This is a genomic window from Bradyrhizobium paxllaeri (genome assembly GCF_001693515.2).
Classification (GTDB): Bacteria; Pseudomonadota; Alphaproteobacteria; order Rhizobiales; family Xanthobacteraceae; genus Bradyrhizobium; species Bradyrhizobium paxllaeri.
The window spans coordinates 6,108,390-6,126,381 of sequence record NZ_CP042968.1 but is presented as its reverse complement, the minus strand read 5'-3'; the positions used below and the strand labels follow the sequence as shown (position 1 = coordinate 6,126,381).

General features: G+C 62.0%; 17 protein-coding genes. 11 read left to right on the top strand and 6 right to left on the bottom strand.

What is annotated here, in order from left to right; genetic code table 11:
- The 3 genes from LMTR21_RS29275 to LMTR21_RS29265 are packed head-to-tail and all read right to left on the bottom strand — an operon-like array spanning position 1 to position 2,910.
- A complete protein-coding gene (locus LMTR21_RS29275) occupies positions 1–774 on the bottom strand; it encodes an SDR family NAD(P)-dependent oxidoreductase (protein ID WP_187399217.1) in 774 nt (257 codons plus the stop codon).
- A complete protein-coding gene (locus LMTR21_RS29270) occupies positions 764–1,417 on the bottom strand; it encodes a TetR/AcrR family transcriptional regulator (protein WP_065754254.1) in 654 nt (217 codons plus the stop codon). Before LMTR21_RS29270 ends, LMTR21_RS29275 begins: the two co-directional genes overlap by 11 nt.
- Positions 1,414–2,910 (bottom strand): AMP-binding protein, encoded by a 1,497-nt coding sequence (locus LMTR21_RS29265; protein WP_065754503.1) that lies wholly within the window; start codon positions 2,908–2,910, stop codon positions 1,414–1,416. The genes LMTR21_RS29270 and LMTR21_RS29265 overlap by 4 nt, the downstream gene beginning before the upstream one ends.
- 170 nt (positions 2,911–3,080) lie before the next feature.
- On the opposite strand from LMTR21_RS29265, the gene LMTR21_RS29260 reads away from it, so the two are divergent.
- The 10 genes from LMTR21_RS29260 to LMTR21_RS29215 all read left to right on the top strand — a co-directional run bounded on the left by LMTR21_RS29260 (position 3,081) and on the right by LMTR21_RS29215 (position 12,557).
- Positions 3,081–4,340 (top strand): ABC transporter substrate-binding protein, encoded by a 1,260-nt coding sequence (locus tag LMTR21_RS29260; protein WP_065754255.1) that lies wholly within the window; start codon positions 3,081–3,083, stop codon positions 4,338–4,340.
- A 100-nt stretch (positions 4,341–4,440) separates the two neighbouring features.
- Positions 4,441–5,343: a branched-chain amino acid ABC transporter permease gene (locus LMTR21_RS29255; protein ID WP_065754504.1), complete on the top strand. Its 903-nt coding sequence runs from the start codon at positions 4,441–4,443 to the stop codon at positions 5,341–5,343.
- The gene (locus LMTR21_RS29250; RefSeq protein ID WP_065754256.1) at positions 5,340–6,359 is read left to right on the top strand and encodes a branched-chain amino acid ABC transporter permease; all 1,020 of its coding nucleotides are present in this window, start codon (positions 5,340–5,342) and stop codon (positions 6,357–6,359) included. The genes LMTR21_RS29255 and LMTR21_RS29250 overlap by 4 nt, the downstream gene beginning before the upstream one ends.
- Before the next feature lie 2 nt (positions 6,360–6,361).
- Positions 6,362–7,120, top strand: coding sequence for an ABC transporter ATP-binding protein (locus LMTR21_RS29245; protein WP_065754257.1), 759 nt, complete (start codon positions 6,362–6,364; stop codon positions 7,118–7,120).
- The gene (locus LMTR21_RS29240) at positions 7,117–7,833 is read left to right on the top strand and encodes an ABC transporter ATP-binding protein (RefSeq protein WP_065754258.1); all 717 of its coding nucleotides are present in this window, start codon (positions 7,117–7,119) and stop codon (positions 7,831–7,833) included. The genes LMTR21_RS29245 and LMTR21_RS29240 overlap by 4 nt, the downstream gene beginning before the upstream one ends.
- Positions 7,834–7,857: 24 nt before the next feature.
- Complete coding sequence (locus tag LMTR21_RS29235) at positions 7,858–9,072, top strand: CaiB/BaiF CoA transferase family protein (RefSeq protein WP_065754259.1); 1,215 nt, start codon at positions 7,858–7,860, stop codon at positions 9,070–9,072.
- Complete coding sequence (locus LMTR21_RS29230) at positions 9,069–9,845, top strand: enoyl-CoA hydratase/isomerase family protein (RefSeq protein WP_065754260.1); 777 nt, start codon at positions 9,069–9,071, stop codon at positions 9,843–9,845. Before LMTR21_RS29235 ends, LMTR21_RS29230 begins: the two co-directional genes overlap by 4 nt.
- Positions 9,845–10,300, top strand: a complete 456-nt coding sequence (locus LMTR21_RS29225; RefSeq protein WP_065754261.1) for a MaoC family dehydratase — start codon at positions 9,845–9,847, stop codon at positions 10,298–10,300. Before LMTR21_RS29230 ends, LMTR21_RS29225 begins: the two co-directional genes overlap by 1 nt.
- 4 nt (positions 10,301–10,304) lie before the next feature.
- Positions 10,305–11,159, top strand: a complete 855-nt coding sequence (locus tag LMTR21_RS29220; RefSeq protein WP_065754262.1) for an HpcH/HpaI aldolase/citrate lyase family protein — start codon at positions 10,305–10,307, stop codon at positions 11,157–11,159.
- 165 nt (positions 11,160–11,324) lie between these two features.
- Positions 11,325–12,557, top strand: a complete 1,233-nt coding sequence (locus tag LMTR21_RS29215; RefSeq protein WP_065754505.1) for an acetyl-CoA C-acetyltransferase — start codon at positions 11,325–11,327, stop codon at positions 12,555–12,557.
- 10 nt (positions 12,558–12,567) lie between these two features.
- On the opposite strand, the gene LMTR21_RS29210 is transcribed toward LMTR21_RS29215, so the two are convergent.
- From LMTR21_RS29210 to LMTR21_RS29200, 3 genes are read right to left on the bottom strand one after another with little or no spacing between them, the layout of a single operon-like run.
- Entirely contained in the window at positions 12,568–14,157 is a 1,590-nt protein-coding gene (locus tag LMTR21_RS29210; protein WP_065754506.1) for an ATP-binding protein, read from the bottom strand.
- On the bottom strand, positions 14,157–14,861 hold the full coding sequence (locus tag LMTR21_RS29205) for a response regulator transcription factor (protein ID WP_065754263.1): 705 nt from the start codon (positions 14,859–14,861) through the stop codon (positions 14,157–14,159). The genes LMTR21_RS29210 and LMTR21_RS29205 overlap by 1 nt, the downstream gene beginning before the upstream one ends.
- A gap of 34 nt (positions 14,862–14,895) precedes the next feature.
- A complete protein-coding gene (locus LMTR21_RS29200; protein ID WP_065754264.1) occupies positions 14,896–16,386 on the bottom strand; it encodes a DUF4153 domain-containing protein in 1,491 nt (496 codons plus the stop codon).
- Between the two features lie 297 nt (positions 16,387–16,683).
- Here LMTR21_RS29200 and LMTR21_RS29195 point away from each other — a divergent pair, with 297 nt between their 5' ends.
- A complete protein-coding gene (locus LMTR21_RS29195) occupies positions 16,684–17,985 on the top strand; it encodes a glycoside hydrolase family 3 N-terminal domain-containing protein (protein ID WP_065754265.1) in 1,302 nt (433 codons plus the stop codon).
- Positions 17,986–17,992 lie beyond the last annotated feature (7 nt).

Genomic DNA, 17,992 nt, shown 5'->3' with positions numbered 1-17,992 from the left:
TTACGCGCCTGACGCTTCCGGCAAGCCGCCATAGGCGGCCCAGGTGGTGCCGGCGATATAGCCGGCATCGACGGGAAGGTTGATTCCGGTGACGCCACTGCTCATTGGCGAAAGCAGCCAGGCGATCGCCTGTGCGACCTCGATCGGCTCGACCAGCCGGTTCATCGCGGTGGGGCCTTCAAGCCATTTCTTGTTCAGCGCGCCCGAGGCGATGCCTGCCTCCAGTGCGACGGTGCGCGTGAAGCCGGGCGAGACCGCGTTGACCCGGACGCCGCTACGGCCCCATTCGGCGGCCAGCGTCTGCGTGATCTGAATGACGCCGGCCTTCGCGGCGGTATAGGCATGGATCGGACCTGAGGTCATGCCTGCAACGGAGGCAACATTAACGATCGCGCCATGCCGGCGCTCGGCCATCTTCACGCCGACGCTGCGGGCGACCAGAAAGGTGCCGCGCAGGTCGATATTGACCTCGCGGTCCCATTGGTCCATCCGCACGCGCTCGATCCGGTGCATCTTGCCGAACACGCCGGCGGCGTTGACGAGGCCCGTGATCGGGCCGTGCGCGGCCTCGATATCGGCGATGCCGCTGACGACGGCGCTTTCGCCCGCGACATCGAACGGAGCGGGCCACAGGATCGTTTGCGTTCCCGCCAAAGGTTCCGGCGCGATATCGACAATAACGACCTTGCGGCTCTGTTCGGCCAGAAGCGTGGCAGTTGCCGCGCCAATGCCACGGCTGCCCCCGGTGACGAGCACGATCCCTTCAGCGGTCATGGCCATTCTTCCTCTCCGGTACGAACAGACCGCGCGTGACCAGTTTCTGGTAGGCGGAGATGACGTGCTCAGGGGCTGCCGTGACGTTTCCGCCAACGTAGGAGTAGCGACGGCTCAAGTAGCCGCGCGCGCCCATCAGCATGTGAACGATGGCTTCGAACTCCTCGTCGCTATAGTCGATGATCGCGCCGGCGTAACGGGCGCGCCGGAGAATGCGGACATAGGCGGTCGCGATATTGTCCAGATGCTTCTGGTAACCGATCGGCGCAAAATATTCGGCTTCGTTGAGGATGCGCAAAAACTCCGGTACCTCGCGGATGAAGTCGAAAAAGGCGCTGAAGCGCTCGATCTCCTGTCGCGCGGCATGCGCCGTGCCGGTGCGCTCGCGGATGAAATGAACCATGTCGATGCCGATCTTCGGCAGCAATTGGTCGAGCAGTTCCTGACGGTTCTCGAAATGATTGTAGAATGTTCCCTGCGCCACACCGGCTTCCTCGGTGATGCGGGCGACGGACGCTTCGGCGTAACCATACTTGCCGACGATCTTGGTGGCGGCGTCGAATATCTTGCGCTTGGTCCAGGCGTTGCGCTCGACACGGTTGAGTTTTGTGACCTTGCTCGGTGAAGTCTGCGATTGCGTCATGCGTGAGATTCCAGTTCGGCGCGCAGCACGCGCTTGAGAACCTTGCCTGAAGGATTGCGCGGCAGGCTGTCGCGGATGATGAGTTGCTTCGGCACCTTGAAGCCGGCGAGGCGCGCGCGGCAATGATCGGAGAGATCGGATAATTCCAGCGCGGCGCCATCTCCAAGCACGACCACTGCCACCGGTCTTTCGCCCCAGCGCTCGTCGGGTAGGCCGATGACAGCGACTTCGCGCACCTGCGGCAGTTCGTAGATGACGCGCTCGACTTCGGAGGAGGCGATGTTCTCGCCGCCGGAGATGATCATGTCCTTCTTGCGGTCGGTCAGATAGAGGAAGCCGTCTTCGTCGAGATAGCCGACGTCGCCGGTGCGGAACCAGTCGCCGAAGAAGGCTGCCGCGGTCTTTTCGGGATCTTTCCAATAGCCTTGCGTGACCTTGGGCCCGCGCAGACAGATTTCGCCGTTCACACCTGATGGCAGCCTGTTGCCGGCATCGTCGCGGATCTCGATCTCGACATGGGCGATGGCGCGCCCGGTCGAGCCGATTTTTTCGATCTCGCGGCCGGCTTCCATGAAGGTGTCGCCGCCGCAGGTCTCCGTCAGGCCGTAGGCGTCGATGTAGCGGGCATTCTTGAAATACTCGGAGAAGGCGCGGATGCGCACTTCCGGCGTCTTCTCGCCGCCGCCGATTGCCCAGCGCAGGCTCGATACATCGTAGCGGTCTCGCGCCGGGCAGGTGAGGATCGCGGTCGTCATGACAGGCGCGAACCATGCGGCGTTGAGTTTCTCCGCTTCGATCGCGGCGAGCGCCTGCTCGGGCTCAAAATTGCGGTGGATGGAAAGCATGCCGCCATGCCAAAGCACCGCAATTCCCGGCAGGTCGAGCGCGCCGACGTGGCAGAGCGGGCCGACCACCAGCAAGCGCGTTTCCGCATTCAATCCGAGCACCAGCGTCTGGTCAGCCGACTTCCAGTACAGGTTCTCGTAAGTGAGCATCACGCCCTTGGGGCGGTCTGTCGTGCCTGACGTATACATCAGCCGCATCAGGTCGCGCGGCTGCTTCACATGAACAGGGGCAGGGGCAATCTCGGGCGCAAGACGTGTTGCATTCGATTGCGCAGCTTCATCGAGCAGCACCACCGGCGCGCCGCCGGCTGCGATGCCCGCAAGCTCCTCATCCGCAATCAGGATACGCGCGCCGGAATTGCCGACGATGTAACCGACCTCGTCGGCGGACAGGCGGTAGTTGATCGGCAGAAACACCGCGCCGATATGGCTGGTCGCAAACACCAGCTCGAGAAACGCCGTGCTGTTCTTCATCAGCACCGCGACGACGTCGCCGGGACCAATGCCCCGCGCGGCGAGCCAGCCGCCGATCCGCCGGATGCGGTCGTCGAACGCGGCAAAGGAGACGTCCTCGCCGCGATATTTCAGCGCACAGCGGTCCGGCGTCCGCCGGGCGTGAAATGCGATGAAGCTCGAAAGATTGATCATAATCAGCTCGAACGGCCGGTTGCGGGGGCGTTTCTCCAAATATGAATTCTGACTCGTAATTCATATTTGGCTTGACGTCACCCCCTTTGCTCTGAAATTCTCAGGGTCATACGGAGACGACACGATCTCCGGCCGGGATTTGGGAACGCAAACCCCATAGGGAGGAAGCAATGACGAGAACCCGCAAACCGGGCGTAAGCCGACGTGCGACGTTGGCAATGATGGGCGCCGGTGCCGTAACGTTCGCGACGCCCTGGGTGGCGCGCGCGCAAGCCAAGACCATCAAGGTCGGCATGCCGACCATTCTCTCCGGACGCGTCGCGCAGCTTGGCACCTCCTCGCGCAACGGCGTGACGTTGGAAGTCGAGAAGGTCAATGCTGCCGGCGGTCTCGCAGGCCGACAGATCGAGATGGTGATCCGCGATTCCAAGGGGCAGCCGCAGGAAGCCGCCCGCGTCGCGCGCGAACTCGTCAATACCGACGGGTGCGAAATTCTGATCGACGCGGAGGCGTCGTCGGGCGCGTTCGCGGTGCATGAAGTGGCACGCGATCTCGGCGTGCTCTGCATTCACACCAATTCGGAAACGTCGTCGCTGACCGCCGATCCCAAGCAACACATTCCCAATGCGTTCCGCACCGCGCGGCAGGGCGTGCACGACTCGATCGTCGGAGGCAGCTACGCAGCGGCGATCGCGAAGGCGAAGGGACTGAAGAAATGGGCGACCTGTTCGCCCGATTACGCCTATGGTCGCGACACCACCGGCGAATATGTGACGTATCTGAAGCGCTTTGCGCCTGACGTCGAGATCATCAGCGAGTCCTGGCCAAAGCTGTTCCAGCCCGATTACACCGAGGTGGTGACAAAGATTCTGCAGGCCAAGCCGCAGGCGCTGTATTCCTGCCTCTGGGGCGGCGACCTGACGTCCTATATCGATCAGGCCAACATCTACGCGCTGTTCAGCCAGATGGAGGTGTTTGCGGTCAACATGGCCGACTACACCGCGCTAACCGTGGTGAAGAATCTGCCGAAGGGCATCCACTCCGGCAATCGCTACATCAAGACCTATCCGGCAACGCCGGAGAACGCCGCCTGGGGCGACGCCTACAAGGCGAAGTACAACGAATATCCCACCAACTGGTCGTGGGAGAATGCCACCGCCATCATGCTGCTGGCGGAAGCGTCGAAGAAGGCGAATTCGGCCGACGGCAAGAAGATTGCCGAGGCGTTGCGCGGCCTGAAAATCAAGTCGCCGTTCGGCGCCGACGGCACCGTCACCATGCGGGCCGAGGACCAGACGCTGGTCGGCTACGCGATCGGCTGGGGAACGACGATCCCGCAGGAGCCCTACGTGCCGCAGGTGCAGGCGGGCGACTGGAAGACGGTCTTCGAACTCGAAGCCGAGTGGAAGAAGAGCAAGGGTTACACCTGATCGATCGGCGAAAGGCGGAGGCAGCCGCAAGCCACCTCCGTCTGCTGCCGAATGTTTCTCGCGCGCCGTTAAGTGCGGCGTGCCGTAATGGATGCTTCCCTTGGACCTCGACGCGCTTACCGGCTGTCTCGCCAGCTCCGCCTGTCTGGTGACGCAAACCACCAGTGGCTTCATCATCGGCATGTTGCTGTTTCTCGTCGCCGTCGGGCTGACGCTAATCTTCGGCGTGCTCAAGGTCGTCAATTTCAGCCACGGCGCCTTCTATATGTTCGGCGCCTATTTCGCGATGACGGCCTATCAACTCACCGGCAGCTTTGCGCTGGCGATGCTGTGCGGCGCGGCCGGCACCGCCATTCTTGGCCTCGTCTTCGAACGCGGTTTCATGAGCCGCGTCTACGGCGCCGATGTGCTGATGCAACTCCTCGTCTGCTACGCCTTCGTGCTGATCTTCGATGACGTCGTGCGGATGATCTGGGGCCCCGAATTCAAATCGATGGGCATGCCGGCGGCGTTCCAGGTGGCGCCGCTGTTCATCGCGGGCGGGGTGGTGCCGCCATATTATCTGTTGCTGATCGGTGTCGCGCTGGCGGCTGCGGCGGTGCTCGGGCTCGGATTGGCGCGTACGAGAATTGGCAAGGTGATCCGGGCGGCCGCGCATAATCCGGGCATGGTGTCCGCGCTCGGCATCAACACCGGTTTGATCTATGGCGGCGTGTTCGCGCTCGGCGGGATGCTGGCGGGCCTCGCCGGGGCGCTTGCCGCGCCGGTGCGGTCGCTTACGCCGGGCATGGGATTTTCGGTGCTGATCGAATCCTTCATCGTCACCGTGATCGGCGGCATGGGCTCGATCCTGGGCGCGCTGATCGGGGCGCTGCTGATCGGCATGATCCGCTCGTTCGGATCGCTCGGCTTTCCCCTGTTCACGGAAGGGCTGATGTATCTGTTCATGGTGATCGTCCTGGTGTCGCGGCCGACGGGCCTGTTCGGCAAGGAGGTCGCATGACCGAGGTGCAGGCCGATCAGGGCGCGCATGCACTTGACGCCGCTGATGTCCGGGCAAAGCCGCGGCGTAATCGTGATGTTCTGATCGCGTTGGCGGCCTTTGTCATTCTTGCGCTGTTGCCGATGGTTTTCAGCAGCAAGTTTTTGCTCGACTTTGTGATCCGCTGCGCGGCCTACGGGCTGTTCGCGACGTCCCTCAACCTTCTGGTCGGTTACACCGGGCTGACTTCATTCGGCCATGGCATGTTCTTTGGCCTCGGTGCCTATGGCTTCGGGCTGATGATGCAGAAGACCGGCGTTTCCGTCCCGGTGGCATTCGTTGCCACGCTCGCAATCACGTTTGTCACAGCCTTCGTCATTGGCGCCATCTGCGTGCGGCTGAAGGAAATCTATTTCGCCTTCGTGACGCTGGCGTTTCAAATGTTGATCCACTCGACCATCCTTTCCTGGGTATCCCTGACCGGCGGCGATCAGGGATTGCGCGGCGGCATTCCGCGGCCGCCATTTTGGGGCATTGACCTGTCGAACCATCTGCATCTCTACGTTACGAGCTGCGCGCTACTGGTGATCGGACTGTTCCTGATGCATCAGATCGCGCAGTCGCCATTCGGCTATACGTTACGCATGATCCGCGACAACGCCACGCGTGCGAGCTTCATTGGTATCGATGTCTGGCGCGCCAAGTTGACGATCTTTGTGCTCGCGGCGCTGTTCGCCTCGACCGGCGGGGTCATCATGGCGCTGTTCGTCTCGGGGGCCTATCCGGAATTCGCCTATTGGACCATTTCGGGCGAGGGCATCTTCATCAACATGCTTGGCGGCGTGACCACGTTCCTTGGGCCGATGGTCGGCACCGTGCTGCTGCTGATCCTCAACGACACCGTCACCCGGCTGACTGAATATCACGGGCTCGTGCTGGGTATCGTGATCCTGTTCTTCGCGATCGGCCTGCGGAAGGGTCTGATGGATTTCGTCATCGAATGGTACGCGCAGCGCCGCGATGATCGCGGGAAGTAGCCATGCTGGAGATACGCGCCCTTTCCAAATCGTTCGGCGGCGTCAAGGCGACGGACAATGTCACGCTCGACTTTGCCGACGGTTCGCTCACCGCCGTGATCGGCCCCAATGGCGCCGGCAAGAGCACGTTCTTCAATCTGATCACGGGCGCGCTGACGCCGGATGCCGGCCAGATCCTGCTCAACGGCGTCGATCTGGCCGGGCGCACGCCGCCGGAGATCGTGCGCCACGGCATCGGCCGCGCGTTCCAGGTCGCGAGCATCTTTCCGTCGCTGACGGTGCAGGAGACGATGCTGGCGGCGGTGTGTGCCGATCAGCGCAAGGCGAGCGTCCTGCACCGTCGCTTTCCCCTGGCCGAGACGCGTGATCGCGCCGAGCATGCGATGGAGCTGCTGGGTCTGGCCAGCAAGCGGAACCGGACTGCTGCGACGCTATCGCATGGCGATCAGAAGCTACTCGATATTGCGCTGGCGCTGGTGCTCGATCCCGAAGTGTTGCTGCTCGACGAGCCCACCGCCGGCATGGGCACCGAAGAGCGCTGGCGGATGATCGACAAGGTGAGGGAGCTCTGGGAGAAGCAGAAGATCACGGTTGTGTTCATCGAACACGACATGGATATCGTGTTCAAGATCGCGCCCGAGATCGTGGTGCTGTGCTACGGGCGCATTCTCGCAACCGGCACGCCGGATGCGATCCGGCGGAACGAAGCCGTGATCGAGGCCTATCTCGGCACCGAACATCACGCGGGGGCCGACGTATGAGCACGCAGCCGGTGGTGCAGGTCGAAGACCTCGACGTTTACTACGGCACCAGCCAAATATTGTTTGGCGTCGGCCTGTCGGTGCGGCAGGGCGAGACCATGGCGCTGCTCGGCCGCAACGGTGCTGGCAAGTCGACCACGATGAAAGCGATCATGGGTCTTGCGCCCGCCCGCCGAGGAAAGGTCACCCTGCACGGCAAAGTGGTATCCGGACTGCGACCGCATCACATCGCCCGCGCCGGTCTGGGCTTCGTGCCTGAAGATCGCCAGATCTTTCCTGAACACACGGTCGAGGACAATCTCGTCATCGGTGCCAAGAAGGGGCCCAATGGCGAGGACGAGTGGCCGATCCGGCGTATTTACGACGTGTTTCCGCTGCTGGAGCCGCTGCGTCACCGCATCGCGGGGCGGTTGTCGGGTGGCGAACAGCAGATGCTGGCCATTGCGCGCACGCTGATGGGGAATCCGGCGCTGCTGCTTCTGGATGAGCCGAGCGAGGGGCTGGCGCCGATTATCGTGCAGCGGATCGGTGAATTGCTGCGGCAGCTCCGCGGCACCGGCGCCACCGTGCTGATTGCCGAACAGAACATGCATTTTTGCCTTGGCCTTGCGAGCCACGCGACGGTTATCGACAAGGGCCAGATCGTCTACACATCCGGGATCGAAGAGCTGAAAGCCAACGAAAACATTCGTCAGCGCTATCTCGCGCTGTAGCTTTCGGCCCGACCGGGGGACGAAATGGCCATTGAACGCAAGCTATCGCCGACGCATGAGGCGCCGTATCGCGGCCTGCGTGTGCTGGATTTCGGGCAGGGCATCGCCTCGCCCTATTGCGCGATGCTGCTCGGCGTGTACGGGGCCGACGTCATCAAGGTCGAGCCGCCGGAGGGCGACTGGTCGCGGTTTCTCGGCACGACGTATGGAAGTCATACCACGCTGTCGGCCGTCTATAACCGCGGCAAGCGCAGCCTTTGCCTCGACATGAAGCACAAGGATGGGGTCGCGGTTGCTCGGAAGCTGGCGAGGGACTGCGACGTGCTGATCGAAGGCTTCCGGCCGGGCGTCGCCGCGCGGCTCGGGATCGGTTACGATGAATTGTCGCGCGACAATCGTGGTCTGATCTATCTCTCGGTCAGCGCCTTCGGGCAGAGTGGTCCCTATTCGAAACGGCCGGGCTCTGATTCCGTGGCACAGGCGTTCTCCGGTTTTGTGTCGATCAATGTCGGCAATGATGGCACTCCACATCGGGCCGGCACCACGATCTCCGATGTCGTGACCGGTGTCTATGCCTTTCAGGCCATCGCCACGACGCTGTTCGCGCGTGCGACCGTCGGCACTGGCCGCTGGATCGACGTCAATCTTTGCCAATCTACTTCCGCGCTGCTTGGCCACAAGGTCGCCGAACATATTCTGGAGGGCGGTGCGCCGCGTGCGCTGAACGTTCCAGCGGGCTCCTATCAGACAGCGGACGGCTGGATGATGGTCACGCTGGTGAACGAGCCGCAATACAAGCGGCTGTGCGCGGCAATCGGGCGCGATGACCTCGCCAGCGATCCGCGCTTTGCCGACTTTGCGCGACGTGCTGACGCCGTAGATGCGCTGATCCCGCAATTGCGGGAGGTGTTTCTGACGCAGCCGACGGATAGCTGGCTGTCGCGTCTGCACGCCGCCGATCTTATTGCGGAACGGATACTCGATCCCGGGGAATGGCTGCGCAACGTTCATGTCGAGGCGACACGGGCTGCGGTATGTCAGGACACGCCGGGCGTCGGGCCGGTGTACTCACCGCGAACGCCGGGTATTGCGAGCTTTTCGGAGGATGACTTGCGTCCCGCACCTGATATAGGCCAGGACAGTTACGAGGTGCTGCTCGAAGCTGGTTTCGAGCGCGGCGCCATCGACGATCTGGTCAAGGCCGGCGCAGTGCGCCAGGCCAAGGGAGGCAAGGCATGAGCACCGATCTCGTCCGTTATTCGGTCACAGGCAATATTGCCGAGATCATGCTGGATCGGCCGCCGGTCAATGCGCTCAGCATGGACCTGATCGACGCACTGCTGGCGGCGCTTTCGAAAGCGAGAGACGACGAAGCGGTGCGTGCCGTCATCATCGGCAGCGCGCACAAGGTGTTCTGTGCCGGGCTCGATCTCGACATCGTCCGTGGCAAACCCGGGATCGAGACCAAGAAATTCCTCGAGCGGCTGTATTTCGCGCTCAACGATACCCAGTATCGCATGGGCAAGCCGACCATCGCCGCCGTTGATGGCGCGGTGCGGGCCGGCGGCATGACGATCGCGATTTCCTGCGATATGATTATCGCTGGCGACGCCTGTACCTTTGGCTATCCCGAGATCGATGTCGGTCTGATTCCAGCCATCCACTTTGTGCAACTACCGCGGCTGGTCGGCAAGCATCAGGCATTCGGTCCGCTGTTTCTCGGCGAGCCATTCGACGCTGCAACTGCCTTTCGCATGGGGCTGCTCAGCGAAGTGGTGCCGAAGGGCACCGCGCTTGAGCGTGCGCGGGAAATCGCACGCAAGCTCGCCGCCAAATCACCCATTGTCATGAAGATCGGGCGCGATGCCTTCATGCGGGCGGTCGACGCCGATTTCCGTCGCTCGGTCGAAAACGCCGCCGAGAGTTTTGCGCTTGTCGCCACGACGGAGGATTGTCAGGAAGGCTTGAATGCGTTCGTCGAAAAGCGGACGCCGAACTACAGGGGGCGCTGATGGCGGGATTGTATTTCGAGGAGTTCGAGGTCGGCCGGGAGTTTCATCATGAGTTCTCCAGGACCGTGACCGAGATGGACAACACCATGTTCAGCCTGCTGACCATGAACCCGCAGCCGCTGCATATCGATGCTCATTTTTCTGAAAGTACCGAATTCGGCCAGCGGTTGTTCAACAGCATTTACACGCTCGGCATCATGATCGGCATGAGCGTCTACGATACGACGCTCGGTACCACGATCGGCAACCTTGGTATGACCGACGTCAAATTCCCCAAGCCGGTATTTCACGGCGATACGCTCAAGGCGCACACCAGGATCATCTCCAAACGCGAGAGCAAGTCGCGGCCGAACCAGGGTATCGTGGAATTCGAGCACACCATGACCAATCAGCGCGGCGAGGTGGTGGCGAGCTGCCGCCGGACCGGCCTGATGCACTGCAAGCCGAAGGCGTGAGGCGATGCGTTCGTTCCTGTTCGTTCCCGGCGACAGCCAGCGCAAGTTCGAAAGCGCGAAGAAGACCGCAGCCGACGCACTGATCCTCGACCTCGAGGATTCGATTGCGCCGGACGAGAAGGTTGGTGCGCGGCGCACGGTGCGCGAGATGCTCGACGTCCGGAAGGCGGACCAGAAGATGTATGTCCGCGTCAACGCGCTCGACACCGGAATGACGCTCGGCGATCTCGCGGCCGTCATGCCGGGCCGGCCCGACGGCATCGTGCTGCCGAAATGCGCCGGCGCCGCCGACGTCAATCGCCTCTCGCTCTATCTTGATGCCTTCGAAGCTGCGGCGGCGATCGAACACGGCTCGACGCGAATAGTCACCGTGGCGACGGAAGCGGCGAGGGCGGTGCTCAAGCTGCTCGATTTCGAGAACATGAGCCCGCGGTTGTGGGGCATGATGTGGGGTGCCGAGGATCTCGCGGCGTCGCTTGGCGCGTCGCGGAACCGAACCGCCGGCCGCTTTCACGGGCCATTCCTGCTGGCGCGAGACCTCTGCCTGATCAGCGCGGCTGCGGCCGGCGTTGTCGCCATCGATACCATCGCGACTGATATCCATGACCTGGACACGCTGCGGGAAGAGTCCGTTGCCGCGCGTCAGGATGGGTTCCTGGCCAAGGCGGTGATCCATCCCAAGCACGTCGATGTCGTCAATGCCGCCTTCATGCCGACGGACGAGGAAGTCGCCTGGTCGGAGAAGGTGGTTAAGGCCTTCAACGACAATCCAACGTCGGGTGTTGTGAAGATCGATGGCAAGATGATCGACAAGCCGCATTTGCGTGCGGCAGAAAAAATCCTCGCGCTGCGCGGGTAGTGACGTAATGATGATGCAGCCCGGATGGGCGAAGCGACATCCGGGATGGACGATGGATAGGCCCTGGACATCGCTGCGCTCATCCAGGCCACGAGTTCGCTGACCAGATTGACTTCGCTACCCGATCGGCAGCAAATGCGGCCAAGCAACAAGAAGGAAAACACCATGGTTGACGCGCTGATCATCGACGCATGCAGAACGCCGCGAGGCATCGGCAAGGCCGGCAAGGGCGCCCTCTCGGGCATTCATCCGCAACAGCTCGGCGCAACGGTATTGCGCGCGCTGGCTGATCGGACCGGCATCAATACCGCCGATGTCGACGACATCGTCTGGGGCACCAGCTCGCAACGCGGCCAACAGAGTGGCGATCTCGGCCGGATGTCGGCGCTCGATGCCGGCTATGACGTCCGCGCCAGCGCGGTAACACTGGACCGGTTCTGCGGCTCCGGCATCACCAGCGTCAACATGGCGGCCAACTCGATCATGTCGGGCTCGGAGGATCTGGTGATCGCCGGCGGCACCGAGATGATGTCGATGGAGGGCCGGCGCGGCGAGGGCCCGTTCATGATGGACAACGGCAATCTCCGCCTCCGTGCCCGGCATCCGCAATCGCATCAGGGCGTCTGCGCCGACGCAGTCGCAACGCTGGAAGGCATCACGCGGCAGGACGTCGATGAGCTCGGCCTTGAAAGTCAGAAGCGCGCGGCAGCCGCGATCAAGGGTGGATATTTCGACAAGAGCCTCGTGCCAGTGTATCGCGAGGACGGCAGTCTCGCGCTCGATCGGGAAGAATATCCGCGGCCGCAAACCACGCTCGAAGGGCTGGCCGCATTGAAGGCCGCCTTTCCCGCCGTGGCGGACTATCCGCTCGACGACGGGGGCACGACCTATCGCAAACTCATCCTCGACAAATATCCCGACCTCGACATCAACTTCGTACATCACGCCGGCAATTCCTCCGGCGTCGTGGATGGCTCGGCGGCTATCCTGCTGGCGTCGCCGAGCTACGCAAAAGCGCATGGCCTCAAGCCGCGCGCCCGCGTGGTCGCGATGGCCAACATGGGCGACTCGCCGACCCTGATGCTTAATGCGCCGGTGCCGGCTGCCCGCAAGGTGCTGGCCAAGGCGGGTCTCACGCTCGACGATATCGACCTGTTCGAAATCAATGAGGCCTTTGCGGTCGTCGCCGAAAAGTTCATTCGCGACCTCAAGCTCGACCGCGCGAAGGTCAACGTCAATGGCGGCTCGATCGCGCTCGGTCATCCCATCGGCGCGACCGGCTCGATCCTGATCGGTACTGTGCTCGACGAACTGGAGCGGCGCGATCTCAAGCGTGGGCTGGTGACGATGTGCGCCGCTGGCGGCATGGCGCCGGCTATTATTATCGAGCGGGTTTGAGCAGGGGGCGCTAGGCAGCCGGAAACTGCAACTCGAACGTAACGCCGTGGTTGGATGGCAGAAGCCGGATCGATCCGCCATGGCTGGCCATGATCGCCTGGACGATCGAGAGCCCCATTCCCGTGCCGCCGGTATCGCGGCGCGTGGTGAAGAAGGCGTCGAAGATCTTCTCGCGGTTCGCTTCGGATATGGGATCACCGTCATTGCTGACGGTCATCCTGACGGAGGCTTCTTCCGCAGCGGCTTCGAGTCGCACGCGCTTTGCGTTGTGGCGGATGGCGTTGTCGGTCAGGTGCGACAACACGATCAGCGCCTTTTCACTGGACATGCCGATCGAGCGCTCGAGGTCGCCGGTGGCCTCGATCGCTCGTGTCGGGAACCGGCTCTTCAGTCCGCTTATCACTTGAGATAGTTCGATTTGCTCGTTCTGCGGGGCGGTTTCGGCGCGGGCCAGTTCGCGCAAGCGCTGGGTCATGGCTTCCAGGCGCCCGGTGTCACCCAGAATGTTCGATATGAAATTCTTCTGCTCCATCCGGGTGAGCGTGTCGGATTTGCTTTGCAGGGAATCGAGCAGGAGTTCGGCTGCACCCTTGATCGATGTCAGCGGCGACTTCAATTCATGGGTGAGGTGCGACGAAAACGTCGCGATGTAGTCCGACCGCCGTGACAATTGTTCGGCCATGTCGAGGAAGCTGTGTGATAGCTGGGCGAACTCGCGCGTGCCGTAATGGGCGAGCGGTTGAAATGCATCGCGGTCGCCGCGGCTGATGCGCGCGGCGCGATCGACCAGTTCGCGCATCGGGCGGGTGATGGTTCGGGAGAAAACCAGGCCGATGATGATGGTCGCGAGAATAACCGCAAGTCCCGCCAGGATAAACTTGCCGCGCTCCTGGTAGAGGTGATCGAAGATATTGCTCGGCGTCCTCGACGTATAGACCACGCCTGCGACGCGGTTGTTGACGATGACAGGCATGGCCGAGAATACGTGGACGCCGACGCCGCGGCTGATCGAGTAGATCGGAGGCGGCGGCTTGTCGGGTTTGCGGATCCGCAAGGCTGCCCGGTATTGTCCCTGAAGCGCGGTGGCGATCTCCTCGATATGAGCGAGCGATTGGCCGACCTCGTCGCGGCCGGCAATCACGACACCGCGGGGATCGAGGATGCGGAAACCGGCCAGCGTGACTTTCTGGGTTTCCCGGATGATCGGCATCAGCCGCGCACCGATCTCGACATAGGGTTGCGATGCGAGCGCGCTTGCCGGAAGCGCATCGGGCCGCCGCCGAAGCAGGTCGGCGCCTGCGGCGAGATCGAGCGCGGGCCGGATCGGCGTGAGCTCGTCTTCCCGGCCCGAGCGGGCCTCAGGCGGAATTTCAGCGCCGAGCGTGATCCCGGTGCCGAGGCGGGATTCTACTTCCCGCGCATAAACGGCGGCGAGCACCCGGCTTTGCGCGATCAACTCGGCCTGGGTTTGGTGAATGAGCTGGTTGTCATAGAGGCGGAAGAAGAACAGCCCGACCAGTGGCAGCGTCGCCGCAGTGGCCAGCGCGGTAAAAATGACCTGTCCTACCGACGGTCGCCATTTTTCAGCCCTGTGGGGCATCATGCCTGCGGCTCGCATCGTCCGAGCTTGAAGCCGACGCCATGAATGGTTTCGATGACATTGTCGCAATTCACGGCGGACAGCTTGGCGCGGATATTCCGGATATGGCTGTCGATGGTGCGATCCGATACCTGGATGTTGAGCTGATAGGCGGCGCTCATGATCTGTTCACGGCTGAAGACGAGCGTCGGACGCGTCAGGAAGGCCCTGAGGATTCCGAACTCGATGGCCGTCAGCCGAAGCGGCGTGCCCGCAAACTCGGCGACATGCTGGTCGGGATCGACGGACAACCTGCCTTGCGAAAGCGCGGCCTGCGACGCCTTCGCATCCTGCCCGCGCGAAGCGATGCGACGGAGAATGACATTCACGCGGGCGACGAGCTCGCGCGGGCTGAAGGGTTTGGTGACGTAGTCGTCGCCGCCGATTTCCAGGCCCAGCACGCGGTCGATCTCGTCGTCGCGCGCGGAGAGGAACAGGATCGGCACGTCAGAGGCTTTTCGAATTTCCCGGCAGACGTCCAGGCCGTCGAATTCCGGCATGCCGATATCCAGAATGATCAGATCGGGCTTGTCGGCGGCAAAGCGGGTCAACGCTTCCTTGCCGTCGCGCGCCTCGAAGATGGCCATTCCGGCCTTCTTCAGGGCGACGCGGATGACCTCGCGGATGTGAAGATCGTCGTCAACGATGAGAATGCGGTGCGTCAAACGTCTCTCCCGGCGCAATCGGCTTGCAGTCGAACTAGCCTGTGGTCGAACTCTTTGGTTGGGCATCCAGGGCGCGCTGGAGGCGCCAGTTCCGAAAACCCCAGGAGCGCCAGGAAGCCGTTTCTTTCTTTTGCTGTTCTACAAGGCAACCACGGCGGGAAACAAGGGTCGGATCGAACCCGCGAAGGGCTATGGCCCGGTCGATGGCCGGCAATGCCTGCGGTCCGAGGGACAACAGATAGTTCATGTCGACCCACACCCCTTTGCCGCCGGCTTCGCGGCTATGGCTCACATTGTACTCAGCGATGATCGAGGCAAAATTGATCAGCGAACAGGCGTAGAGCGTTGCCGTCAGGGTGACAAGGTTGGCGCGGATCAGCCAGGCATTCGAACGGCTCAAAACGATGCGGGCGACGATGAGGACAAGACCCATCGCGACCAGGACCATCCAGATGAATGCCGCGACGCGCCACCAGGTCAGCAGATAGATTTGAACGTAGAGATCGAGGCGCAGGATCGACGACATCACCAGCAGCAGGTTTTGCGCTACCCAAAGATAGACCAGCGGCCGGATCACTCTCGACTGCTCGGCCGGCCCACCGGGCCTCATGGCGGCCAGGACGAAGCCGGCCGCCAACAGCGCCGTGACAATGAGGGGATAGGCGCCTCGATGCGCATATGAAGCGTAACTGATATCGGAAGGTAGAGCCACGTTGCCCCAAAGATAGATCGCGTCGAGGATGGTCTGAACGGCGAACAGCAAATTGAACAGGATCAGCGAACGCAGGATCGTGGCAACACCGAAGAAGTGATTTTGGACCGATGGTATTCCCTGCGCCAGTGCTGCCGCTTCAGCAAAAGCTGCCGGCATCTCCCGCTTGCTGCTCCACCGGACGTGGATAAAGGGCCATACGATCGACAGCGCCACAGTCCAAAACAATACTCGTCCGAGACTGACGTAAGAAGCCGTGTTACCCGGGTTCAGCAGGCTGATCCACTTCTCGAGCAGTGGATTGGCCGATACCAGCAGAAACAAGAAGATGCCGCTGAGCACTACGGGAATGAGCCACACGGCAAATCCGGTCTTCAGTGCCGGTAGATTGAACGCACTGATGGCATCGCGGAGAAATCTGAACGGGCCGACCAGATAGAGATCGCATAACCCCGCGGCTCGCTCGCCGAGATCGTGCCGGTCACGATTGGTCGTCAGCAGCAGGCCTATGCCGAGGGCCAGCACCATGAAGGTCAGAGACGCGACATCGAATTCCTCGATGGCGGGGACAAGGGCGAACAGCAGGAGGACGCCGGCCAGCAGCACTTGCTTTCGGTTTAGAGTTGCGATGTTGGCGATCATCGAGCCGCAGGCTACGGCGACCGCAAAGATGACGGCCGATATTCCAATGCCGTGCCCGTAGAACAGCCAATCGGCCAGCGCAGCCAGCGCGAGAACAATGGCTGCCTTGATGGGAAGGCTACCTTCCTGAACGGAGCCTGCATCGGATGCCGGCGTGGTGAAATCGGTCATTATTGCGCTACCTGTCTGGACGGGAAAATTGCAAACCAGTGCGGTCGCGGGGCGCTCGCATAGCCACCACCCGTCATTCGCTAGTCTTGTCGGAATAGGCATTCGATGATCGCCCGCTGGTTTGCAGGAAGAACTATCCGGTGCGCTTGTGCAGTTGCTTGGAGCGTCGTCTGCAAGACTTCAGGATTCTTATGCAGTTTCCGTGCAGGTGCGGTTATGCGGCTCGCGCGGGCGAAACAAGTTTGATACGGCCAATGGTCTCGTTCGGTCTCGTCGCGCAAGCCGCCATCCATTTCCATGAAAATTCTCAAACGTATTGGCCTCATCCTGCTCTGGCTCGCCGGAGCTGTCTTCGTTTTCGCCGCAGCCAACAAGAACGATCCCTATCTCATTTCGCTGCGGGGATCTGGAAATATCGTTCTGGCCACGGCGAGTATCGTGGTTGCCCTCATCCTTATCCGCCGCGGTTACTGGAGGAGGGGCGTTGCGGGGAGGGCGCTCATTCTGCTGTGGTGTCTGCCATCGCTGTCGATGCTCGGCGCGCATGCTTCGTTTGAATGGCGCAAGCAGCGCGTTCTGCAAGCTGATGCCGCGCAGACAAGAAGCCTTGGGCGCCACTTTATCGTTGGATACTCGTCATTTGCCGAAGTGGCTGTTTTGGCCGAGAAGGGGCTGATCGCCGGCGTCTACATCACCAGGCACAACATCGTGGGATCTACGGCGCCGCGTCTGAAAGAAGAGATCGCAGCGCTGCAGGAGAAGCGGCGCGCTGCCAGCCTGCCGCCCCTGATCGTTGCGGCCGACCAGGAAGGCGGCATCGTATCGCATCTGGCGCCGCCCTTGACCAAATTGCCGGCGCTGTCGACGCTTGCGGAGCTAACGCCGGAAGTTCGCGCGGAAAAGGCCCAGGCGTTCGGGCGTACTCACGGGCAGGAGTTGGCAGCGCTCGGCGTCACCGTCAATTTCGCGCCGGTGCTGGACTTGCGGCCCGAAGTGAAACGCAACCGATTCGACTTCAATACGCTGATCGGTCGCCGCGCGATCTCCGATGATCCGGCGATCGTCGCCGATATCGCGCAAGCTTATGTGAGCGGCCTCGAAGCGTCTGGCGTTGGAGCGACCGTCAAGCATTTTCCGGGGCTCGGCCGCGTACGAACCGATACCCATCATTTCAGCGCCGACCTGGATACACCGTTCGAGGAGCTTGAAGCATCGGACTGGAGCCCGTTCAGGAAGGTGCTGGCCGGCTCGAAAGCACAATTGATGATCGGGCATGTGGCGCTGACCTCCGTCGATCCGGACCGTCCCGCGTCGCATTCCAAACGTGTCGTCGACGGCATCATTCGCAAGAAATGGAACCATCAGGGCGTCGTCATAACCGACGATCTCGTGATGGGGGCGATCTACCAACGCAATGTCTGCACAGCGGTGGTTGAGGCGCTCAATGCCGGCGTCGATCTCTTGCTGGTCGCGTTCGACGGGACGCAGTTCTATCGTATCTTCACCTGCGCCATGGTGGCCTCGGCCGAGGGAAGGCTCGATGCCGCCATGCTGCGCGATAGCGAGACGCGGTTGAAGGCAGCATTCCCCGTGGATTGAGGGCGAT